Annotated in this window: 15 protein-coding genes; 4 read left to right on the top strand and 11 right to left on the bottom strand. The window is 58.5% G+C overall.

The features are described 5' to 3' along the window. Positions 1–97 precede the first annotated feature (97 nt). The 5 genes from GSQ77_RS12740 to GSQ77_RS12720 all read right to left on the bottom strand — a co-directional run bounded on the left by GSQ77_RS12740 (position 98) and on the right by GSQ77_RS12720 (position 2,700). Positions 98–241: a hypothetical protein gene (locus GSQ77_RS12740; RefSeq protein WP_158902517.1), complete on the bottom strand. Its 144-nt coding sequence runs from the start codon at positions 239–241 to the stop codon at positions 98–100. A gap of 283 nt (positions 242–524) precedes the next feature. Beyond that, positions 525–836: a hypothetical protein gene (locus GSQ77_RS12735; protein ID WP_158902514.1), complete on the bottom strand. Its 312-nt coding sequence runs from the start codon at positions 834–836 to the stop codon at positions 525–527. A gap of 86 nt (positions 837–922) precedes the next feature. Further along, the gene (locus tag GSQ77_RS12730) at positions 923–1,192 is read right to left on the bottom strand and encodes a hypothetical protein (protein ID WP_158902511.1); all 270 of its coding nucleotides are present in this window, start codon (positions 1,190–1,192) and stop codon (positions 923–925) included. Further along, positions 1,185–1,682, bottom strand: coding sequence for a hypothetical protein (locus GSQ77_RS12725; RefSeq protein WP_158902509.1), 498 nt, complete (start codon positions 1,680–1,682; stop codon positions 1,185–1,187). Before GSQ77_RS12725 ends, GSQ77_RS12730 begins: the two co-directional genes overlap by 8 nt. A gap of 355 nt (positions 1,683–2,037) precedes the next feature. Then, positions 2,038–2,700 carry an isoprenylcysteine carboxylmethyltransferase family protein gene (locus GSQ77_RS12720; RefSeq protein WP_216854887.1) on the bottom strand — a complete coding sequence of 221 codons (663 nt, stop codon included), beginning with the start codon at positions 2,698–2,700 and terminating at the stop codon, positions 2,038–2,040. Positions 2,701–3,031: 331 nt separating this feature from the next. On the opposite strand from GSQ77_RS12720, the gene GSQ77_RS12715 reads away from it, so the two are divergent. Beyond that, entirely contained in the window at positions 3,032–4,810 is a 1,779-nt protein-coding gene (locus tag GSQ77_RS12715) for a GGDEF domain-containing protein (protein ID WP_158902505.1), read from the top strand. A gap of 40 nt (positions 4,811–4,850) precedes the next feature. Here GSQ77_RS12715 and GSQ77_RS12710 read toward each other — a convergent pair whose 3' ends face one another. Both GSQ77_RS12710 and GSQ77_RS12705 read right to left on the bottom strand, forming a co-directional pair. Beyond that, entirely contained in the window at positions 4,851–5,231 is a 381-nt protein-coding gene (locus GSQ77_RS12710; RefSeq protein ID WP_158902503.1) for a DUF190 domain-containing protein, read from the bottom strand. A 50-nt stretch (positions 5,232–5,281) separates the two neighbouring features. Beyond that, positions 5,282–5,599, bottom strand: a complete 318-nt coding sequence (locus tag GSQ77_RS12705; protein WP_158902501.1) for a DUF190 domain-containing protein — start codon at positions 5,597–5,599, stop codon at positions 5,282–5,284. A gap of 431 nt (positions 5,600–6,030) precedes the next feature. Between GSQ77_RS12705 and GSQ77_RS12700 the strand changes: the two genes are divergently transcribed. Further along, on the top strand, positions 6,031–6,720 hold the full coding sequence (locus GSQ77_RS12700; RefSeq protein ID WP_158902500.1) for an HD domain-containing protein: 690 nt from the start codon (positions 6,031–6,033) through the stop codon (positions 6,718–6,720). 235 nt (positions 6,721–6,955) lie between these two features. Beyond that, on the top strand, positions 6,956–8,560 hold the full coding sequence (locus GSQ77_RS29785; RefSeq protein ID WP_158902498.1) for a methyl-accepting chemotaxis protein: 1,605 nt from the start codon (positions 6,956–6,958) through the stop codon (positions 8,558–8,560). A 43-nt stretch (positions 8,561–8,603) separates the two neighbouring features. Here the strand turns inward: GSQ77_RS29785 and GSQ77_RS12690 are convergent, their stop codons facing one another. The 3 genes from GSQ77_RS12690 to GSQ77_RS12680 all read right to left on the bottom strand — a co-directional run bounded on the left by GSQ77_RS12690 (position 8,604) and on the right by GSQ77_RS12680 (position 11,655). Then, positions 8,604–10,016, bottom strand: a complete 1,413-nt coding sequence (locus GSQ77_RS12690) for an MFS transporter (protein ID WP_158902495.1) — start codon at positions 10,014–10,016, stop codon at positions 8,604–8,606. 58 nt (positions 10,017–10,074) lie between these two features. Continuing rightward, on the bottom strand, positions 10,075–10,491 hold the full coding sequence (locus GSQ77_RS12685; protein ID WP_158902492.1) for a cupin domain-containing protein: 417 nt from the start codon (positions 10,489–10,491) through the stop codon (positions 10,075–10,077). A 93-nt stretch (positions 10,492–10,584) separates the two neighbouring features. Further along, entirely contained in the window at positions 10,585–11,655 is a 1,071-nt protein-coding gene (locus GSQ77_RS12680) for an Ldh family oxidoreductase (RefSeq protein WP_158902489.1), read from the bottom strand. Between the two features lie 138 nt (positions 11,656–11,793). Here GSQ77_RS12680 and GSQ77_RS12675 point away from each other — a divergent pair, with 138 nt between their 5' ends. Next, positions 11,794–12,744, top strand: a complete 951-nt coding sequence (locus GSQ77_RS12675; RefSeq protein ID WP_158902487.1) for a LysR family transcriptional regulator — start codon at positions 11,794–11,796, stop codon at positions 12,742–12,744. Between the two features lie 44 nt (positions 12,745–12,788). Here GSQ77_RS12675 and GSQ77_RS12670 read toward each other — a convergent pair whose 3' ends face one another. Further along, positions 12,789–16,853, bottom strand: a complete 4,065-nt coding sequence (locus tag GSQ77_RS12670) for a chemotaxis protein CheB (RefSeq protein WP_158902484.1) — start codon at positions 16,851–16,853, stop codon at positions 12,789–12,791. Positions 16,854–17,137: the final 284 nt, after the last annotated feature.

The raw sequence follows: 17,137 nt of genomic DNA, 5'->3' as shown, positions 1-17,137 counted from the left end.
CTGGTGAAATTCTTTTTGGTTTTGTGTTCGGTCTGATCGCCGCGATAGCGACGTTAAATGCGGCTAAAGCCCGGGCAGCACGTGGTGGAAAAATGGCTCAGTAACTCGCGGCCATCGCCAACCATAGATACGGAAGGACTTCGTTGTAGTTAGCCGTTTGATCTTCACGTGCGCCAAAATCTGTAGGCAAGTCCGAGGCGACGTCTTCGGGCTCGATGATTTTTGCGGTTCTATCGTCCATGATCTACACCCTCCGGTTCGCGATGCCATTGACCGATTCGGCATCTATGCTTCGCTTGAGACGCTTTTCGGGTGGGCCTTGCCGGGCTTTCCGTCAGCGGTTTTGCGTGAGGCACGGGTGAATGTTGATATGCGAGAGTTAGGACCGAATTAGGGTGTTGCGAGGCGGGGGGGGAGGACGTTCGCTGTAGAGCTAACGTTGCCGGCATCGGACTCATGTCCTGCCGGCGCGGTGAAAAATGCAAGTTTGATTACGCTACTAAATTACCCCGCAGTCGACATTGCTACTGGGGATTACTTTCCAGACCGGTTCCAGCACGAGCGTCGCCTATTTTCGACATTCGATCCACCAGCGCCTTATAACGCGTGTCGTCCGTATGCTCTTTCGCTTCCTCCTTGAAATCCGTCTCACCAAAAGTGTCGGTTGCCCGGACCCGGAAATACAGAGGTGACGCAAGGATGTGGTCGTGCCAGCTCGTCAGCATCGTGTCGTGCACCAGCAGGTCAAAGAACGCCATGACCTTCGGCGGCAGCGGATTGCGGCCACTCAAGCCGTCTTTCCAGGCTTCCACAAGCGCTATCTGTTCGGGGCTCATTGCCGTCTCCTCCACCAAGTCGGCGCTAGAACCAAGGCCAAGCGGAAACATCACCGCGTCCGAGCTGTGTATCCGCTGCGCCGAGTCTACCAGAGCTGGTTCGGCATCTGTAAGCGGCGGCGATCATGATTATCTCGGTGGGCTTCCCATAAGCGGCAGATGTTGGAATAGCGTGACGTAGACGGATCGTCGTGATCGCGATTGCGCCCAAATCCATCGAAGAAGAACCCTATCCGAAGAACCACGCCGCACGGGATGCACTCATCGCGTTTGTAAGGCGTGTGGCTCTTGAACATTGCATCAGGCATGTCCGCGCGTGTCCGGTCGGCGGGATCGAGTTGAATCGGTTCAGCCATGCGTCGCTTCTATCTTGACGTGTTCAAATTTATTGCTCTTCAGTTGCTCAACTAGCGGCGCCGAAAGCGCGTCCATCGCCGCGCCGAATGCACCCGGTCTATCCTTCGTTTCGCTAAAGATCTTCTGAACGGCCGGATGCTCGTCAAATTTTGGATTGACGAGCAGTTTATGAATCATTTTTATAGGTGCGTAGAGATTCTTGAGCGCGTCGTCTACGTCATAGACATCCCATTTCACGGTGAAATCCGCCCCCTTCAACATGTAGCAGCAACTTAGACTGCCTTGCCCTGATCCAGGCATCAGATCACCACCACCACTCGCCGTATTGCCGTACTTGTCATAAACAACAAATCGACTCAAGTTATATAGCGTGTAATTGAACCCTTCGATGCTTAGCCCGCCATAGGTCGGCTCAGACGAAAAGACATCGCACCCTGCGGCAAGCAACATCAAAGGTAGTAGCGACAACCGGATAGTCAGTCTTCTCATGTTCATGGGCTTGGTTGGGTGATCACACCAGCCTCGGTCGATCCACCCTTTTCACGCGACATCGTCATCGCACGTATCGTCATCGGAGTGGAAGGTTAAACGTGTTTTTACTATCAATTCATCATTTATTTAGTAAAACGATATATTTTTTTAGAGATGAAATATTCGAGATTTCTCCTATATCCAACCGATATCAAGGCGTGGTATTTGTCGACGCGAGCCGTGGCAGACTCGTACGCGACGAATCCGCACGTGGTCAGTCAATCGCCCGCCATCGCTGAGCGGGCTAGTGCGATCAACGCGGGAGAAATGACTCTACTGAAGGGGCTTAGAAAACGTTCGAACTAGCGACCTACTACCAAACCCGCGGCATCAGGCGATACCGCACTTTCCTCTGGTACTCCACATAACCCGGCAGATTCTTCGCCAGGAATCTTTCCTCGTCGAGGATGCGCCATATCAACGCGGGCATGATGACAACCATGGCAAGCACACCCCACCAAGAACCGAGCGCAATCGGCATGCCAAGCAACAGCGGCAATGCGCCGGCATACATCGGATGCCGCACCAACGCATACGGGCCGGTGGATATCACTTTGTGGTCCGAGGCCAGTTCAATGGTGGCTGAGGCAAACGTATTGGCTTTGAACACGAAAAAGATCGCAAGCCAGCCAAGCAGTATCAACACGTGCCCCGCCAACACCGCGCACACCGGCACGTGAGACCATCTAAAGTGGTGATCCAAGGCCGGAACGACGATAAGGCCAATAAACCCCAGGGACGTGCAAACCATAATGATCTGTTGAGCCGCTTCCTTCTCCGCAAACGGACCTCCGCTCATCCGCCGCTGCAGAAGCTTAGGATCCGCGCTCATCAGATAGAGAGAAATCGCCAAAGACGCCGCGAAATAGGCGACCAAAAACGTCCATGCTTGCCAGTAGTCCAGCGTCCACGCAGGAATAAACAGCAGCACTGCGATGAACAGAAGCAGCAATAGAAGTCCAACGAGCGTTTTCATCTTTAGGATGTTCATCTGATAACGCTAACACATGACAAAAACCAACTATTTCCGTGGACAGTGGCATCGAGATAAAATTCTCGCCGATAATGCCCTTGCCGAGAAAAATATGGCGATTACCGAAAACGTTTCGCGATTGTGACGGCATCGTCTAGTTACTATCGATCCGACGTTCAACGAGCGCGCGCGCCTTCGCCGCCCCTCTCCCCGGCACTTTCGCGTACAGTGCGGCTCTAGACACGTTATTTGACCCAGCCAACGAAGCGAAAAGTGCTGTAACCGTCCATTGCTCGGGCAAACGCATGGCACCGTAGCTCCAATCCAGACTCCAATGCGTAAGACGCCTTATCGCCCGATGTCGTTCGGTCAGCGCCTCAATCTGATCGCACTGTGCTTTCTCTTGCCGATAGGGTTCCTTGCGGCCGGTAAGCTACAGCAGGAGTGGCACGCGTACTCATCTGCCGAGGCTGCGGTCAAGGCGTTCCAGCGGTTTCGTATCGGCCTGTCCGCGATGGAAAAAGTATCCGCGGAGCGTGGCCCGACCAACAGTTCACTGGGTGCGGACCCGGCAACGGCCATCGCTTGGGCCGCGCGCTTATCCCAAGCTCGCCGCGATAGCGACCGCAGCGTCGAAGATCTGCTCAACGTGTTGAAGGCCCCTGATTGCGGCGACTGTTCGGGCGCCGAACGCACTATCGAGAAACTTCGCGATCAATTGACGGTTGCCCGCAACGACGTCGATCGCTTGTTGCAGATGCCCAAGCCACAGCGAGATCACCATTCGATCTCGGGCGCCGTGATTCAGATGATCGACGTTATTCCGACCTTCACGCCGGTCGTCAATGCAAGCGCGGCCACCGTCGTGGAAGGCGATCCCGCCTCGCTCAATTGCCTGCTCGTGGCCAGGCTAAGCGCGGACCTCCGCGAGCAGGCGGGTCAGCTCGGCTCCGTATTTACCGCAGCATTGAGCGCCAATCGCCCGATGAACGAAGAGGAAATCTTCAGACTCGAGCGCACGGGCGGCCGTATCGACGAATTGCGCGCATTGATCTTCGCGAGGGTGGACAACAACACCTCGCTCAATAGCCAAGCGTTCCACAACCTCGACACGGACTACTTTGGCCGGGGTCGGCAATACATTCAAGACGTTCGTCGAGCCTCCACCCGACCGGGCGGCGCAAATCTCTCACCGGCTCAACTGGCCACCGTCTACGTTCCGATGCTGTCCCCGATTTCGGTGTTTCGCGAGCAAGTATTGGGCATTGCCGATCGGGAAGTGACCGGGCACCGCGACCACGCTTTGTCGTTATTTGTGGAAACCGCCGTCACCACCTTATTGATCCTGCTCGTGATTTTCGTCGCGGCAGAAATGTTCCGACGACGTTTTGTGCAACCACTCATCGACGCGACGGATGTCATCAAAGCGATTGCCGACGGAGAACTGGCGACGCAAGTCCCGCAGCGCGGTTTTCAACCGGAGGTTCGGCGCCTGTTCAGTGCAATCGAGGTCCTCAAGGAAAACAGCATCGCAAGAACGCGACTGCAGCATGAACGCGATGAGTTGATCCGGGAATTGGAGCGCACGGTAGACACGGATTTCCTGACGCGCCTGCTTAATCGAGGCGCGTTCGAAAGAAAAGCCTGCGCATTAATGGAGCAAGCGGCGGGCGACACACGAACGCCGGTACTCGCTATTTTCGATATCGATCGATTCAAGCAGATCAACGATACTTATGGACATGCCGCCGGGGACCGCGCGCTTCAAATGATTGCCCGTGTGTGCGCCGATAGCTGGAGCGCGCCCGATATCGTCGCGCGCATCGGTGGCGAAGAATTTGCCGTGCTATCGCTCGCCGGCGATCCACAAACCGCCATCGATGCGGCAAATCGAATGCGCCAGCGCATCGAGTCGATGACGATACCGTTCGAAAACACGGGTTTCTCAATGACGGTGAGTATCGGTATCGCCGTTGCCACCCAAGACAAATCCGCAACCATGGACACGCTTTTATTGCGCGCCGACAAACTCCTCTACCGCGCGAAACTGGCCGGTCGTAATTGTGTGATGTCGGACCGGGATTCCGAGGCGTCTTCGTTACTGTTGCACTGACCGCTTATTTACCGTCTTATTGACCTCCTCATTGACCTCCTTAAGCCGGTCTACGTCTGGCTAACGGATGATGCCAATCGAATCGTTTCGCATGCGGCGCTACGTCCCCTTGCCCTAGCAAGCCGAATTCGACCGGGCATTTCGTATAAAAGACATGCACCTTCGCGGCGGCCACAACCTGGAGTAATTGCTCCGCCTCCGCCTCCGTCACCGCCATGATGATCTGAACCGGCTGGTCCGCCAAGGCAATGAAGTGCGCGGCGTGGTGCGCCCCCGCGTGCCCCACGCCCTCGGCAGCGCTGATCACCGTTGCGCCACCGATGCCCAACGCGCGAACCTGGGACAGCAGCCACTCACAGACGGTCTGGTGTCCATGCCGCCGATTTTGCTCCGTGTAGAACGTCACCTGATACCCGTTCATTTCAGCCTCCCCTTCCTGGTGAGCCTGGCATGCCTAAATCCTTTTACCACCTACGCGTCGCCCAACTCACCGTATTCGAGCGGCACGCGGGTGTAGAAAAGGCACTCCCCCGATTCGCGTAGCCGCGCAAAGAGTTGATCGATGAGCGCGTCGTCCGCGACTACCGTGACCCCCACCGGTTGATCAGCAAGCTCGAAGAAGCGGGCCGCATGGTATTTTCCGTGCGAACCTATGCCCGCGCTCGCCTCGATCACCGTCGCTCCTGTGACCTCGCTTCGTTTTGCCTGATCGAGCAGCCAGTCTACGACGCTCAAGTGCCCGATGCGATGCGATTGATTCGCGTAAATCGTAAGTTGACTGCCGTTCATGTCATTCCCCGTGCAGAGCCTTGACGATGATCTTCGCCAGCACCGTCATTTCGATTCTTGGCAGGCCCTTAACTTAGTCGTTTTACAAACAAAAACGTTTCATCACCTCTAGACCCCATATCGATTGCCAACCACCAATATCCGCAAGGTCCTCATCAAAATGCGGGCCGCGTCGACGCAGGCAGCGCCGATCCCGCTTGCATCCCGACCCGCCAGTCGAAATTAGACCCCGATGGCAGAAGACGTCGTGCGGTTGGCAGACGGCGATGGGTCCGGCGAGTTGATGCGCTATGGCTTTGCGCTCAGACTGTATTCATCGGAAGCAGGCAGAAACCACTTCCGACTAGCAGTTTCAGCCATCACGCCGCCTCAACAGTTTTCGTCGGACTACCGCATCGAGCGAGCGGCGAAACGCCCTTCTGGAGAAAGAAATGAGCAACACGATCGCCGGTATCAAAATCCCCGACAGCAAGATGGCGCGCGACGCCGCCCAACTGGTGCGCGACACCGAGTCGGACCTGCTGTTTCATCATTCGAACCGTGTTTTCCTGTTCGGTGCACTGGCAGGCGAGCGGAAAAAACTGAAATACGATCCCGAACTGCTTTATATCGGCGCCATGTTCCATGACATGGGACTCACCGAAAAATACAGTAGTGCGCAGTATCGCTTCGAAGTCGATAGCGCAAACGCGGCACGCGACTTCCTGCGTCAATATGGCATCGCGGAGACCGACGTGGAGCTGGTGTGGGACGCCATCTCGCTGCATACCACTCCCGGCATTCCTGAGCACAAGAAGCCGGTGGTCGCACTGGTGACTGCGGGCGTTGAAATGGATGTGCTCGGTCTGGCCTATGACGAATTCACAGACACGCAACGCAAGCTGGTGGTAGCGGCGCACCCGCGGGTCGAAAACTTCAAGGAAAGCATCATCGATGCGTTTACACAAGGCATGATCCGCAAGCCGGAATCGACCTTTGGCACAGTCAATGCGGACGTGCTGGCATTGAAAGATCCCAACTACAAACGCCTGAATTTCTGCAGCATTATTCTCGGATCCGCATGGAACGATTCGAACCATGACGCGGCAACCTGCCGCAACCCGGCGCACGGTCACGCATAGTCTGGAACACCGTTCGTTGGCGCAGGCCCTTTTCCGTTACAGGACAAGGGCTTTTTTTTCGCCGTGCGATACGCGACCCCCCTGAGCGCATAGGTAGATAAGTCTTCACTCATCATGTCTTAACTTATCCGGGTTTCTGCCGATATAACATTAAGGAATTGGAACCCGCACGGCTCCTGCAAACAGGGGTACGGCGCGAGAACCGCCCAACATAAGAAATAAAGCGCGAGGAGACATGTTGTCTTTCAAGAACAAGAAGGTTGTGACCCAGTTGCTCATGGGGTTTTCTGCTGTCATTGCCATGCTGGTTGCCTTGGGCGGCCTGGCTGTATTCGAAATCGGCGCAGAAAACGATCACGTTGCTGCAATGCGGGACAAGTGGCTACCGTCGGTGCGCTACAGCCTCGAAATGCTGAACGACCTACGTGGCATCCGTCTCGCCGAATGGGGCGTGGTGACGGCGCGCAAGCCCGAGGGAATCGAAAGCCGGGAGGCCGGAATCGATGCAGCGATCGCTAACTATCGCGACAACGCGACCCGCGACGAGGCCCTGCTCAGCGAGCCGGAGGCCAAAAACGCGTTCGCCGCGATCATGGCGCTCACACCGCAATATCTGGATGTCGATCATCAGATCCGTACACTAACCAAAGCGGGCAGGCCAACGGACGCGGCGGACTTGATGGAGGGACAGTCGCGGATCCTGCGCGCCGGCATCGAGCAAAACTTTCGAACGATTATCCGGGTAGAACAAGCCGGCGCAGACGGCGAGGGACAGGCGGCCGATCAAGCCCATAGTCGCGCCGTTCTGCTCATATTCGCCGTGATCGCCGCTGCTGTGGCGCTCGGGCTCGCCGTAGCGCTCTTTATCGCACGCGGCTTTTCAAGGCAGCTTGGTGGAGAGCCGAGCGACGCGGTGGCCTTGGCCAGCGAAATCGCGGCCGGCAATTTGAGCGTCGCGATGCGCCTGAAGCCGGGAGACCGCTCCAGCCTGATGTTTTCGCTCAATGCCATGAAGGACCGGCTGGCGAGCAGTGTGCAGAACATCAAGTCGTCCGCCGAATCCATTTCGGTGGCTGCAGGAGAGATCGCCCAGGGCAACACCGACCTGTCGCAACGCACCGAAGAGCAAGCGGCATCGTTGGAAGAAACGGCGTCGAGCATGGAGCAACTGACTGCCGCGGTGCGTCAGAACGCGGACAACGCACAGCAAGCGAGTGCATTGGCCGGCACGGCATCGAATATAGCGCAGCATGGCGGTGAAACCGTCGGACGCGTCGTTGAAGTGATGGATGGTATTTCCGCCAGTTCGGCCAAGGTGGCGGATGTTATCAATGTGATAGAAGGCATCGCGTTCCAGACCAATATCCTCGCACTCAATGCCGCGGTCGAGGCCGCCCGCGCGGGCGAACAAGGGCGTGGCTTCGCAGTGGTGGCCGCGGAAGTGCGCTCGCTATCCCAGCGCAGCGCAACGGCGGCCAAGGAAATCAAGGAGATGATCAGCGAATCGTCGGCTCGAGTGAGCGCCGGTTCCAAGCTCGTCGAAGAAACCGGCACTGCGATCCGGGAAATCGTTCAGGCGGTGAAGCGCGTGAGCGATGTCGTGGGCGAGATATCATCGGCCTCCGAAGAACAAAGCACCGGTATCGAACAGGTCAACCAGGCGGTCAGCCAGATGGACCAAGTTACTCAGCAAAACGCCGCATTGGTCGAACAGGCGGCCGCGGCCGCACATTCGATGGCCGAGCAAGCCCAGGCGTTGCGCGAGGCCGTGGCCATCTTCAAGGTTGACGATGGCCACTCGCCGCGTGGGACCTTTGCAACAAGCGATCGGCGACGATAGCCCTACTCGGCCGGGCCGCCTCGGCAACATCGACGGGCGGCCTCTACTGCGCCCTCGCCTGACGATGCCCGCTCACTTCGGCGCCCGCGTCCCTACCTAGGCCGAGGAACGATACGACGGCCAACAGCACGAGCGAGGCAACCACGAGAAACGCGATGTGAAAATCGGCGAGCTCCAGTTGTCGGCTGTTCCCGTGTAGCCAGGCAGCGAAATGCAATGCGATCGCGCCGAACGCGATACCCAGACCTATCGTCATCTGCTGAACCATACTGAAGAACGTGCTGGCGCTGCTCATCATCGGCGTAGGGACGTCGGCAAACGCGAGCGTATTGATGCTGGTGAATTGCATCGAGCGGCACAAGCCGCCGATGAACAGCACCAGCACAATCAGGGCGCGCGGTGTTTGGGGGCCAAGCCAAGCGCACGCGGCGATCGCCCCGGCGGTCAACAAGCCGTTGAAAATCATCACATTTCGAAAACCGAAATTACGCAAGATAGGCGTTGTGACCGTCTTCATACCCAGGTTGCCCGCTGCATAGGTCAGCACCAAAAGGCCCGCGGCAAAGGCATCGAGCCCGAAGCCGATTTGAAAAAACAGCGGCAGGATAAACGGCGACACGCTGACGGACACCACATAGAGCGAACCACCGCCCAGCGTGGTGCGAAATGTCGGGATTCGTAGCGACGATAAGTTGATCAATGGGTGCGGGGCGCGCAACAAATGAATCACCGCCGCCGCACCAACCACAGCGCCGCCCAACAAAATCGCCGCTGTTATCCGCCCATCGGCGTCGCGCTGCCCTAGCAGCTCCATGCCGTACATCAGACAGGTCAGCGCAATGCCGCTGAGCACGAAACCGATCGAATCGAATGGCCGGCGACCCGGTTCACGGTGGTTACCGATGAAAATTGCCGTCAACGCGATACCGACGATACCGATCGGCACATTGAGCAGAAAAATCCAGCGCCAATTGAAGTAGGTTGTGATGAACCCGCCCACGGCCGGTCCTATGACCGGCGCCGCCAGCCCCGGCCACGTGATGTAGGCGATCGAGCGCATGAGGTTGCGCTTCTCGGTGCTGCGCAACACCACAAGACGTCCGACCGGCACCATCATGGCGCCGCCCATCCCCTGCAACACACGGGCAATCGTAAATTCCCACGAGCCGTTGCTCAAGCCGCACAGCATCGACGCTAGCGTGAAGACGACAATCGCGGCACCGAACACGGTACGTGAGCCGAAGCGATCGGCCACCCACCCGCTGATCGGAATAAACACGGCCAGCGCCAACAGATAAGCGGTCATGCCGATGCTCAAGCTCACCGCCGTCACGCCGAACGACTGCGCCATGTGCGGCAACGCGGTCGCGATTACCGTCGCGTCGAGATTCTCCATAAAGAAGGCGCTGGCGACGATCAGCGCGATTATGGTCGCATGGCGGTTTTGTTCGGGCATATCAGACACAAGGGGGCGAGCAGTCGCGAGTGGGGCAGTATAACTAACGCTCGCGATCTCAGGTCTTATGTTCTGCGGAGACCGGGCGTGTTTCGCCGGTTTCAACCAGCGTGCGGGTGGCCGCGACCGACGCGTACGTCCAAAAAATCTTCATTGGCTTTTCGTCGGACATGTTGCGAAAGCGATGTGGCACGTTCGGCGGAATCCATGTCGTATCGAGCGGACTCATGCGATGCGCTTCGCCCTCCATATCGAGGAACGCTTCGCCCTCGAGCAGCATCACGCTCTCTTCACAATTGTGACTGTGGAACGGAATCGCGACGCCGGCAGCGAACTCCGTGATGCCGTTGATAAAGCCGCTGGCGCCAAGCGCCGGCGATACCAGAGGCGTGGTACGGGCACCGCCCCCTCGGTCATAGCTCTTGAGCTCGTTGGGACGCAGTATGGCGGGGCGTTGCGCATTGGAGGATGTCATGGCAATCGGTTCCTGTTGATAGTGTGTTGAATCGCTAGCGTTGAGGTTAGCGCCTGTGTATGTGCATGCGCTTAAGGATACCCCGCAGACGCATCAGTGCCGGACCAACGGGGCCAAGCCCATTTGCGTGGCCATTTGATCGAGTTCGCCAAGGACCGCCGGCGCAATCGGAATACCGGTCCTGGCGTATTCGTCGCGTCGTCCATGGCTCTGCTCGCCGGGCAACCAGATGCGCTCAACGCCCGGCAGCCGCTCGCTGGTGCGGATGTCACACACCAGCCGATCGACGGCATGTTTGAAGTCCTCGGGCTCGCCGAACGCCTTGAGGTCGATCACCAATATCGCCTGGCCAGTGTTGGTCGGCGTAGTGTGATCCTGATTGAAATCGACGACGTCGCGTCCCATCGCGGCGCCTTGCAATGTGCCGGCCAGCAGGCCCACTATGAGCGCCAAGCCGTATCCCTTGTGTCCGCCGATCGGCAGTAGAAAGCCTTCATTCGCGCGCGTCGGGTCCAGTAGCGGCTGCCCCTGCCGGTCTATCATCCAGCCTTCAGGCATGGGCTCACCGCGTTTGGCCTTGGCCTTGACCTTGCCGTACGCAGCCACCGTAGTGGCCATGTCCAGCACGACGGCCGGTTCGCTGCCGGCGGGAATGCCGACCGCGATCGGGTTGGTCGACAGCAACATCTCCATGCCGCCCCATGGCGGCAAATGATTGGCATTGCCCACGGCAAAGTACAGGCCGATCATGTCGTGCTCGATCGGCATGCGTGCATAGAGCGATGCCGGCCCGGCATGATTGCTGGCGCGCGTGCCGACCCATGCGACGCCTGCCGTACGCGCTTTCTCGATCGCCACGCTCGTAGCGTAAGACATCACCAGATGCCCCATGCCGTTATCGCCGTCGACCACCGCCATCGCAGCCCGCTCGGTCGCGATGCGAATGTTCGGATGCAGGTTGATGCCGCCCGCCTGTAGCCGTTTCAGATACTGCGGCAAGCGAATCACGCCATGCCCATCCGAGCCCTGCAGGTCAGCCTGCGCCATCAACCGCGCAACCGTGCCTGCGTCGGCCGCGGGCAAGCCCGCGTGAACGAATGCCGCGGCGATGAACGCTTGCAGGTCCGCGACATCGACCCATACCGTATTGTTATTGTCTGCCATTATCTATCGAGCGTGAGTGGTCAAATGCTATGGTTGCGCATTGCCGGAGAGTCTAGTTACGGCCACACGGCACGTCCAATACCCAATTTTTTCGCTGGCATATCATTCTGCTATGTACGGACAACCGGGATCGTATTTGTGAATCTGCGTAACCTGAAGTATTTCGTCGCCATCGTGGATGCCGGCAGCCTGACGGCAGCGGCCGAAGCCATCGCGATCGCCCAGCCGGCATTAAGCCGGCAGATGCGCGAACTGGAGAGCGATCTGGGCGTGCAACTGCTGCATCGCACTACCCGCGGCGTGCGACTGACGCCCGCAGGCGCCACGCTCTACGAATCGGCACACCGCATACTGGGCGAAGCGCAACGCGTGCGTGAACAGCTGACGGGGCAGCGCCACGCGGGACGCTCGGCCGTGACGCTAGGCGCCTCGCCCACGCTGGCGCGCCTGCTGGTGCCCGGCGTGTTCACGCGTTGCCGGCATTCGTCCAGCGACGTCGAGCTGACGGTGCGCGAAGCTTTTACGCCCGTGCTGCTCGATTGGCTGGAGCGTGGCAAGATCGACATGGCGGTGGTCACCAACCCCGAACCCGGTCGCGCGTTCACGATGCATGCATTGTTGGGTGAGCCGATCGCGTTGATCTGCCCAGCCAGTAGCCGGCATGGCCCAGCGGTTTCCATCAGCCAGTTGGCGCGCATTCCGGTCCTGATGACCACGCTCCACCGCGGCATTGTCGAGCGTCAGCTCGCACCGCTGGGCGGCCGCTTGAACCTGCACGCGGAGATCGACTCGGTCGATTCGATACGCGAGCTCGTCTTGCAGGCAGAGGGTTGCACGCTGATGCCGGTGTCGGTATTCAAGGATGCCCGCGCGCTCAACCGGGTGACGATGTCCGAAGTCTCGGGCGTTCAGTTGAACCGTCAGTTGGTCATGGCGACCCGCATCGAGCGCGAGGACAATTCCGCATTGTCGGTGCTCAAGGATCTCGTCACCACCGAGCTGCGCGAACTCACGCTGGCCGGCATGTTCAATTTCGCGTCCACCCGCAAGCGTGCTGCCGCGCGAGGCAAACCCGCCGTCCAGCCATAACCCGATGCCAGGGCGCCGAACACTATCGGCATGGGTATAGCGCCTCAGCCGGCTACATGCGGGGGTTTCGACGCAAGCAAGCCGATCAGCAGATCGAGTTCCACCGGCTTGGTCAGGTGGTAGTCGAAGCCGGCTTCGGCCGACCGGATTCTGTCTTCGGGTTGCCCATAGCCAGTCAACGCGATCAAAACGGTGCTGTCGATTCCCTCGGAACCACGTATCTCCGTGGCCACGTCATAGCCGCTCATTCCCGGCAGCCCGATATCCAACAAAACAATATCGGGCTTGAAACTCGACATGAAGTCGATGCCCTGCCGGCCGTCAGCCCTGGTCTCGATTTCATGCCCCTCGCTGCTGAGCAGGATGGCCAACGCTTCGCTCGCGTCACTGTTGTCGTCGATGATGAGTATGCGCTTGGGATCGGTTTTCAACGCAACGTGCGCCGCGTCTTTGGCCACGCCCGGAGGTATGACATCGATAGGCAGATCGACGACAAATTCGCTCCCGTTGCTACCATCGCTCAAGGCCTTGACGGTTCCGCCATGCAGCTCGACGAGCCGCCTCACCACGGAAAGTCCCACACCCAGGCCGCTGTTCGGCAGGTCATCGGAAACGGGCCCTTGAATGAATAGGTCGAACAGCGTATCGAGCATCAAAGGCGCGATGCCGCGGCCGTTGTCCTTGATCCGTAAAGAAACGCGAGCCCCGATCTTTTGCGCGTCCAGGCTGATCTCGCCCCCTGGGGCCGTGTATTTGGCCGCATTGATCAGGATATTCTCGACGGCCTGCGAAAGACGCGTGGCATCGACGTATAACCACACCGTTTCATCCGGCATCGATACGAACAACCGGTGCTTGCGCTCCTCGATAATCGGCTGGCATACCTCGATCGCGCTCTCGATAATGGTCTTCAGCTCGGCCGGCTGGCGATGCAGCTCGATGCTGCCGCGCGTGATGCGGGTGAGATCGAGCATATCGTTGACCAGGCGTGTCATGGCGCGACATTGTCTTTGGATGATGCCGACCGCCCAGGTTTTCTGGGCTGCCAGAGCGGCGTCCGAAGCGAGCACATCGGCCGAAGCGCTCAGTGCCGCGAGCGGATTGCGCAGCTCATGGCCGAGCATCGCCAAAAACTCGTTCTTGCGTTCGTCGGCCAGCGTGAGGCGCTCCGCCCGCTCGCGCAGTTGAGCATTATTGCGGCTGCGGTCGGCAAGATCGCGCTCCGTCGAAGCGACGGCAGTCGGATTGCCAAATTCATCGGAAAGCAGCGACAGCGTGATCCACATATCCATCAGTTGGCCATTTTTGGCGACGCGTCGTGTTTCGTACGAATGCAAAGCCTTATCGCGCGAGCCGTGCCGGATGAAATCGAGATGATCTTGTCGCGCACCTTTGGGCAGCAAGTCGAGCACGTTCATGTGCATGGCCTGCGCCTCGCTATACCCATACGTCGCGGTCGCGGTCCGATTCCATGCGATGAAGTGGCCCTGCAGATCGAATACGGTGACCGCATCGTTCGAGTCCCGCACGACGGCGGCCAGGCGACGAGATTGTTCGTCGGCGTGCCTGATGCCGGTGACGTCGATCAATGTCACGACCACCCCGGTCGATGTCCCATCTTCGGCACGACAAGGCATCACGCGGCGCACATACCATTCGCCCGTAGCGGTGCCGATTTCCTTTTCAGTTTGCTCGGCGGAGTTGGAAGCCACCTGCAGCACGTCGGCGAGCAAGGAGGTGCCGAGCGGGTTCCAAGGAATATCGATAATCGTGCGTCCAATATCCGACTGGCCCAAACCCAAAATTCGGGCGGCGGTTGGGGTAAAACGCTTGATCACGCCGTTTTCGTCGAGCAACAAGGTGGCGATTTGCGTGCTCGCCAGCAGGTTCGAGATGTCGGCGCTCAGAACTTCGAGTTCGCGAATCTTTCTGCCCAGCTCGGAGTTGACGGCGACGACCTCCTCGTTGACTGACTGGAGTTCCTCTTTGGAGGTTTCCAGTTCTTCGTTGGACGATCGCAATTCCTCGTTAATCGAGAGAATTTCTTCATTCGACGCGCGCAAATCGCTGTTACTGTTTTCGAGTTCCTCGACTGCGCCACCAAACTCCACCTGGGTGGTGCGAAGTTCGTATTCAAGGTGACGGATATCCGATTCTTCACCTAACACGACAACGTCATCCGAGCGCTCTATCTCCGGCAATCGAGAAAAGACGACGAGCAGCCCCCGATCCAGGCGCATGGAGTCCGGCGACTGCATCACGGTGATCTTTACTGCCGGCTCCCCTGCGCCGCGTACCACTTCGCTCACGCTGGCGGTCGTCTTTTGCTCAGACGCCCGGCGCAACGCCACGCGCAATTTAAGGCGCAATTCCTCGCGGGCAATCTCGAGAATGCTCATCGTCGGCTCACCCGCCGGCTGCCTCAGGTATTCATCGGCAGCACCGCTGACATAGAGCACCTGACGCGCGTGGTTGATCAATACCGACGCGGCATGCTCCTGGCCGAGCAGGATTTCATTGACCAGTTCTGCGTGCCCCTTGCCGCGTGAACCGGCATGATGGCCCAGGGGAAAACCCTGCCGAGGAACCACTTTGATCGGAAACGGATAGTGGACTTCCACGGGGACAACCGATGCACTACGTTGATAGATGCGCCATTCTTTCGATATTTCCTGGAAGTGATGAGATCTCGGATCGGTGCTTTCTGAGCGCCCCAAGAACAGATATTTCCTCAGGTTCAGCGCAAAGTGAAATAAATCGAAAACCCGCTGCTGCACCTCAGGCTCGAGATAAATCAGCAAATTTCGACAACTGACCAAATCGATGCGCGAGAATGGCGGATCGGCGATCAAGTTCTGTGGCGCAAACAGGATGGTTGCGCGCAGTTCCTGCCGGATCTGGAATCCGTCGCGGTGCACGTTGAAAAAACGCGCCAGCCGTGCCCCTCCCAGCGACGACGCGACGCTCGGCGAATAGATACCGAGCCGTGCTCGACTCAGGGCCAAGCGGTTCATATCGGTTGCGAGTATCAGAAACGGGCGCTTGACGCCCCGCTTCTCAATCTGCTCGGTGAGCAACATGGCCATCGAATACGCTTCTTCACCGGTGGCGCACCCCGGCACCCAGATCCTCACGGGTTGGGCGCTATCGGGTTCAGCGAGCAACGGGCTCAGGACATGTTCCGCAAGTGCTTCCCACGCTTCGGGATCGCGAAAGAACTGCGTGACGCCTATCATCATGTCTAGACCCAACGCGTCTACCTCCGCAGGCGAGGTTTTCAGTATTTCGCAATAGGCCGCGAGGTCATCGACGCGATTGACCGTCATGCGGCGAGCGACGCGCCTTTGCAGCGTGCCTCGCTTGTAGCCCCGGAAATCGCACCCCGCGACTAGCAGCGTATCGATTACGGGCTCCAGTTCGTCGAGATCGTCCACGTTCGCCTCGTTGGGTACCGCGGCGGCCGCAGTGGTACCCGACGCGGCAAAACGACCGAGGTAATCCAGCAGCGCGGCCGGCATTTCTGCAACCGGTAACGTGTAATCGACGAGCCCCGTCGCGATGGCGCGTTTTGGCATCTCATCGAATTCGGCGCTGTCTGGTGTTTGCGCCATGACCATGCCGCCCTGGGCCTTAATCGCTTTCACCCCAGCCGCACCGTCGCCGTTCGCCCCTGTCAAGACTATGCCTATCGCGCGTTCGCCCTGGTCTTTCGCCAACGACCGGAACAAGAAATCAATCGGCATCGGAATCGCAGGCCGCGCGACGGCCGGATGCGTTACGAAAGCACCATCGACAATTTCAACCCGTGTTCCCGGTGCAATGACATAGATGTGCCTGGCTCGTAACCGCGCGCCGTTCTCGATCATCGATACCGCGAGTGCAGTATCCATGCCCAACAATTCGGGAAAGTTGCTGTGCGCCTCGGGAGGCAAGTGAACCACCACCACGAAGGCAAACTCATGCTGGAACGCCCCGAACGCGCGGAAAAACGCTTTCAAAACGGGAAGCGCGCCCGCCGAGCTACCGATTGCAACGATATCGGGTATAGCAGGCTCTAATGAGGCAGAGAATCTGGAGTGGGTCGCAAGCGCCGCTGGGATGGCAAACATGAAAGCGTCGCGCCGAAAGGAGTAGACAACTAGTATGCGCCCACATAATGGTCAATAGCTGGGAATAGCGATAAATCGAACCTCAAATCTACGATTTTTCGCGAAATCCCGGATATTTCTCGTTCGCTGCATAGCAATTGCGCACAACCGGGCGCACTTCGTCACCGAGCACCCGGTATACCTGGCCTTGAAAAAATTATGGGCGCCGGCTTGCGCTAGATCAAGTGGCGCCGCTACCGGCCTGAGATGATGACTGAGCGTACTTTCGCACTCAGACAGGAGCA

This window comes from Burkholderia sp. L27(2015), assembly GCF_009765705.1.
GTDB lineage: Bacteria > Pseudomonadota > Gammaproteobacteria > Burkholderiales > Burkholderiaceae > LMUX01.
The sequence above is the reverse complement of the archived record's forward strand: the minus strand, read 5'-3'. Positions and strand labels throughout refer to the sequence as shown.

Excerpts from the sequence above, each read along its gene's own strand:
- GSQ77_RS12740 (WP_158902517.1), bottom strand. The coding sequence starts at position 241 with ATGGACGATAGAACCGCAAAAATCATCGAGCCCGAAGACGTCGCCTCG.
- GSQ77_RS12735 (WP_158902514.1), bottom strand. The coding sequence starts at position 836 with ATGAGCCCCGAACAGATAGCGCTTGTGGAAGCCTGGAAAGACGGCTTG.
- GSQ77_RS12730 (WP_158902511.1), bottom strand. The coding sequence starts at position 1,192 with ATGGCTGAACCGATTCAACTCGATCCCGCCGACCGGACACGCGCGGAC.
- GSQ77_RS12725 (WP_158902509.1), bottom strand. The coding sequence starts at position 1,682 with ATGAGAAGACTGACTATCCGGTTGTCGCTACTACCTTTGATGTTGCTT.
- GSQ77_RS12720 (WP_216854887.1), bottom strand. The coding sequence starts at position 2,700 with ATGAAAACGCTCGTTGGACTTCTATTGCTGCTTCTGTTCATCGCAGTG.
- GSQ77_RS12715 (WP_158902505.1), top strand. The coding sequence starts at position 3,032 with ATGCGTAAGACGCCTTATCGCCCGATGTCGTTCGGTCAGCGCCTCAAT.
- GSQ77_RS12710 (WP_158902503.1), bottom strand. The coding sequence starts at position 5,231 with ATGAACGGGTATCAGGTGACGTTCTACACGGAGCAAAATCGGCGGCAT.
- GSQ77_RS12705 (WP_158902501.1), bottom strand. The coding sequence starts at position 5,599 with ATGAACGGCAGTCAACTTACGATTTACGCGAATCAATCGCATCGCATC.
- GSQ77_RS12700 (WP_158902500.1), top strand. The coding sequence starts at position 6,031 with ATGAGCAACACGATCGCCGGTATCAAAATCCCCGACAGCAAGATGGCG.
- GSQ77_RS29785 (WP_158902498.1), top strand. The coding sequence starts at position 6,956 with ATGTTGTCTTTCAAGAACAAGAAGGTTGTGACCCAGTTGCTCATGGGG.
- GSQ77_RS12690 (WP_158902495.1), bottom strand. The coding sequence starts at position 10,016 with ATGCCCGAACAAAACCGCCATGCGACCATAATCGCGCTGATCGTCGCC.
- GSQ77_RS12685 (WP_158902492.1), bottom strand. The coding sequence starts at position 10,491 with ATGACATCCTCCAATGCGCAACGCCCCGCCATACTGCGTCCCAACGAG.
- GSQ77_RS12680 (WP_158902489.1), bottom strand. The coding sequence starts at position 11,655 with ATGGCAGACAATAACAATACGGTATGGGTCGATGTCGCGGACCTGCAA.
- GSQ77_RS12670 (WP_158902484.1), bottom strand. The coding sequence starts at position 16,853 with ATGTTTGCCATCCCAGCGGCGCTTGCGACCCACTCCAGATTCTCTGCC.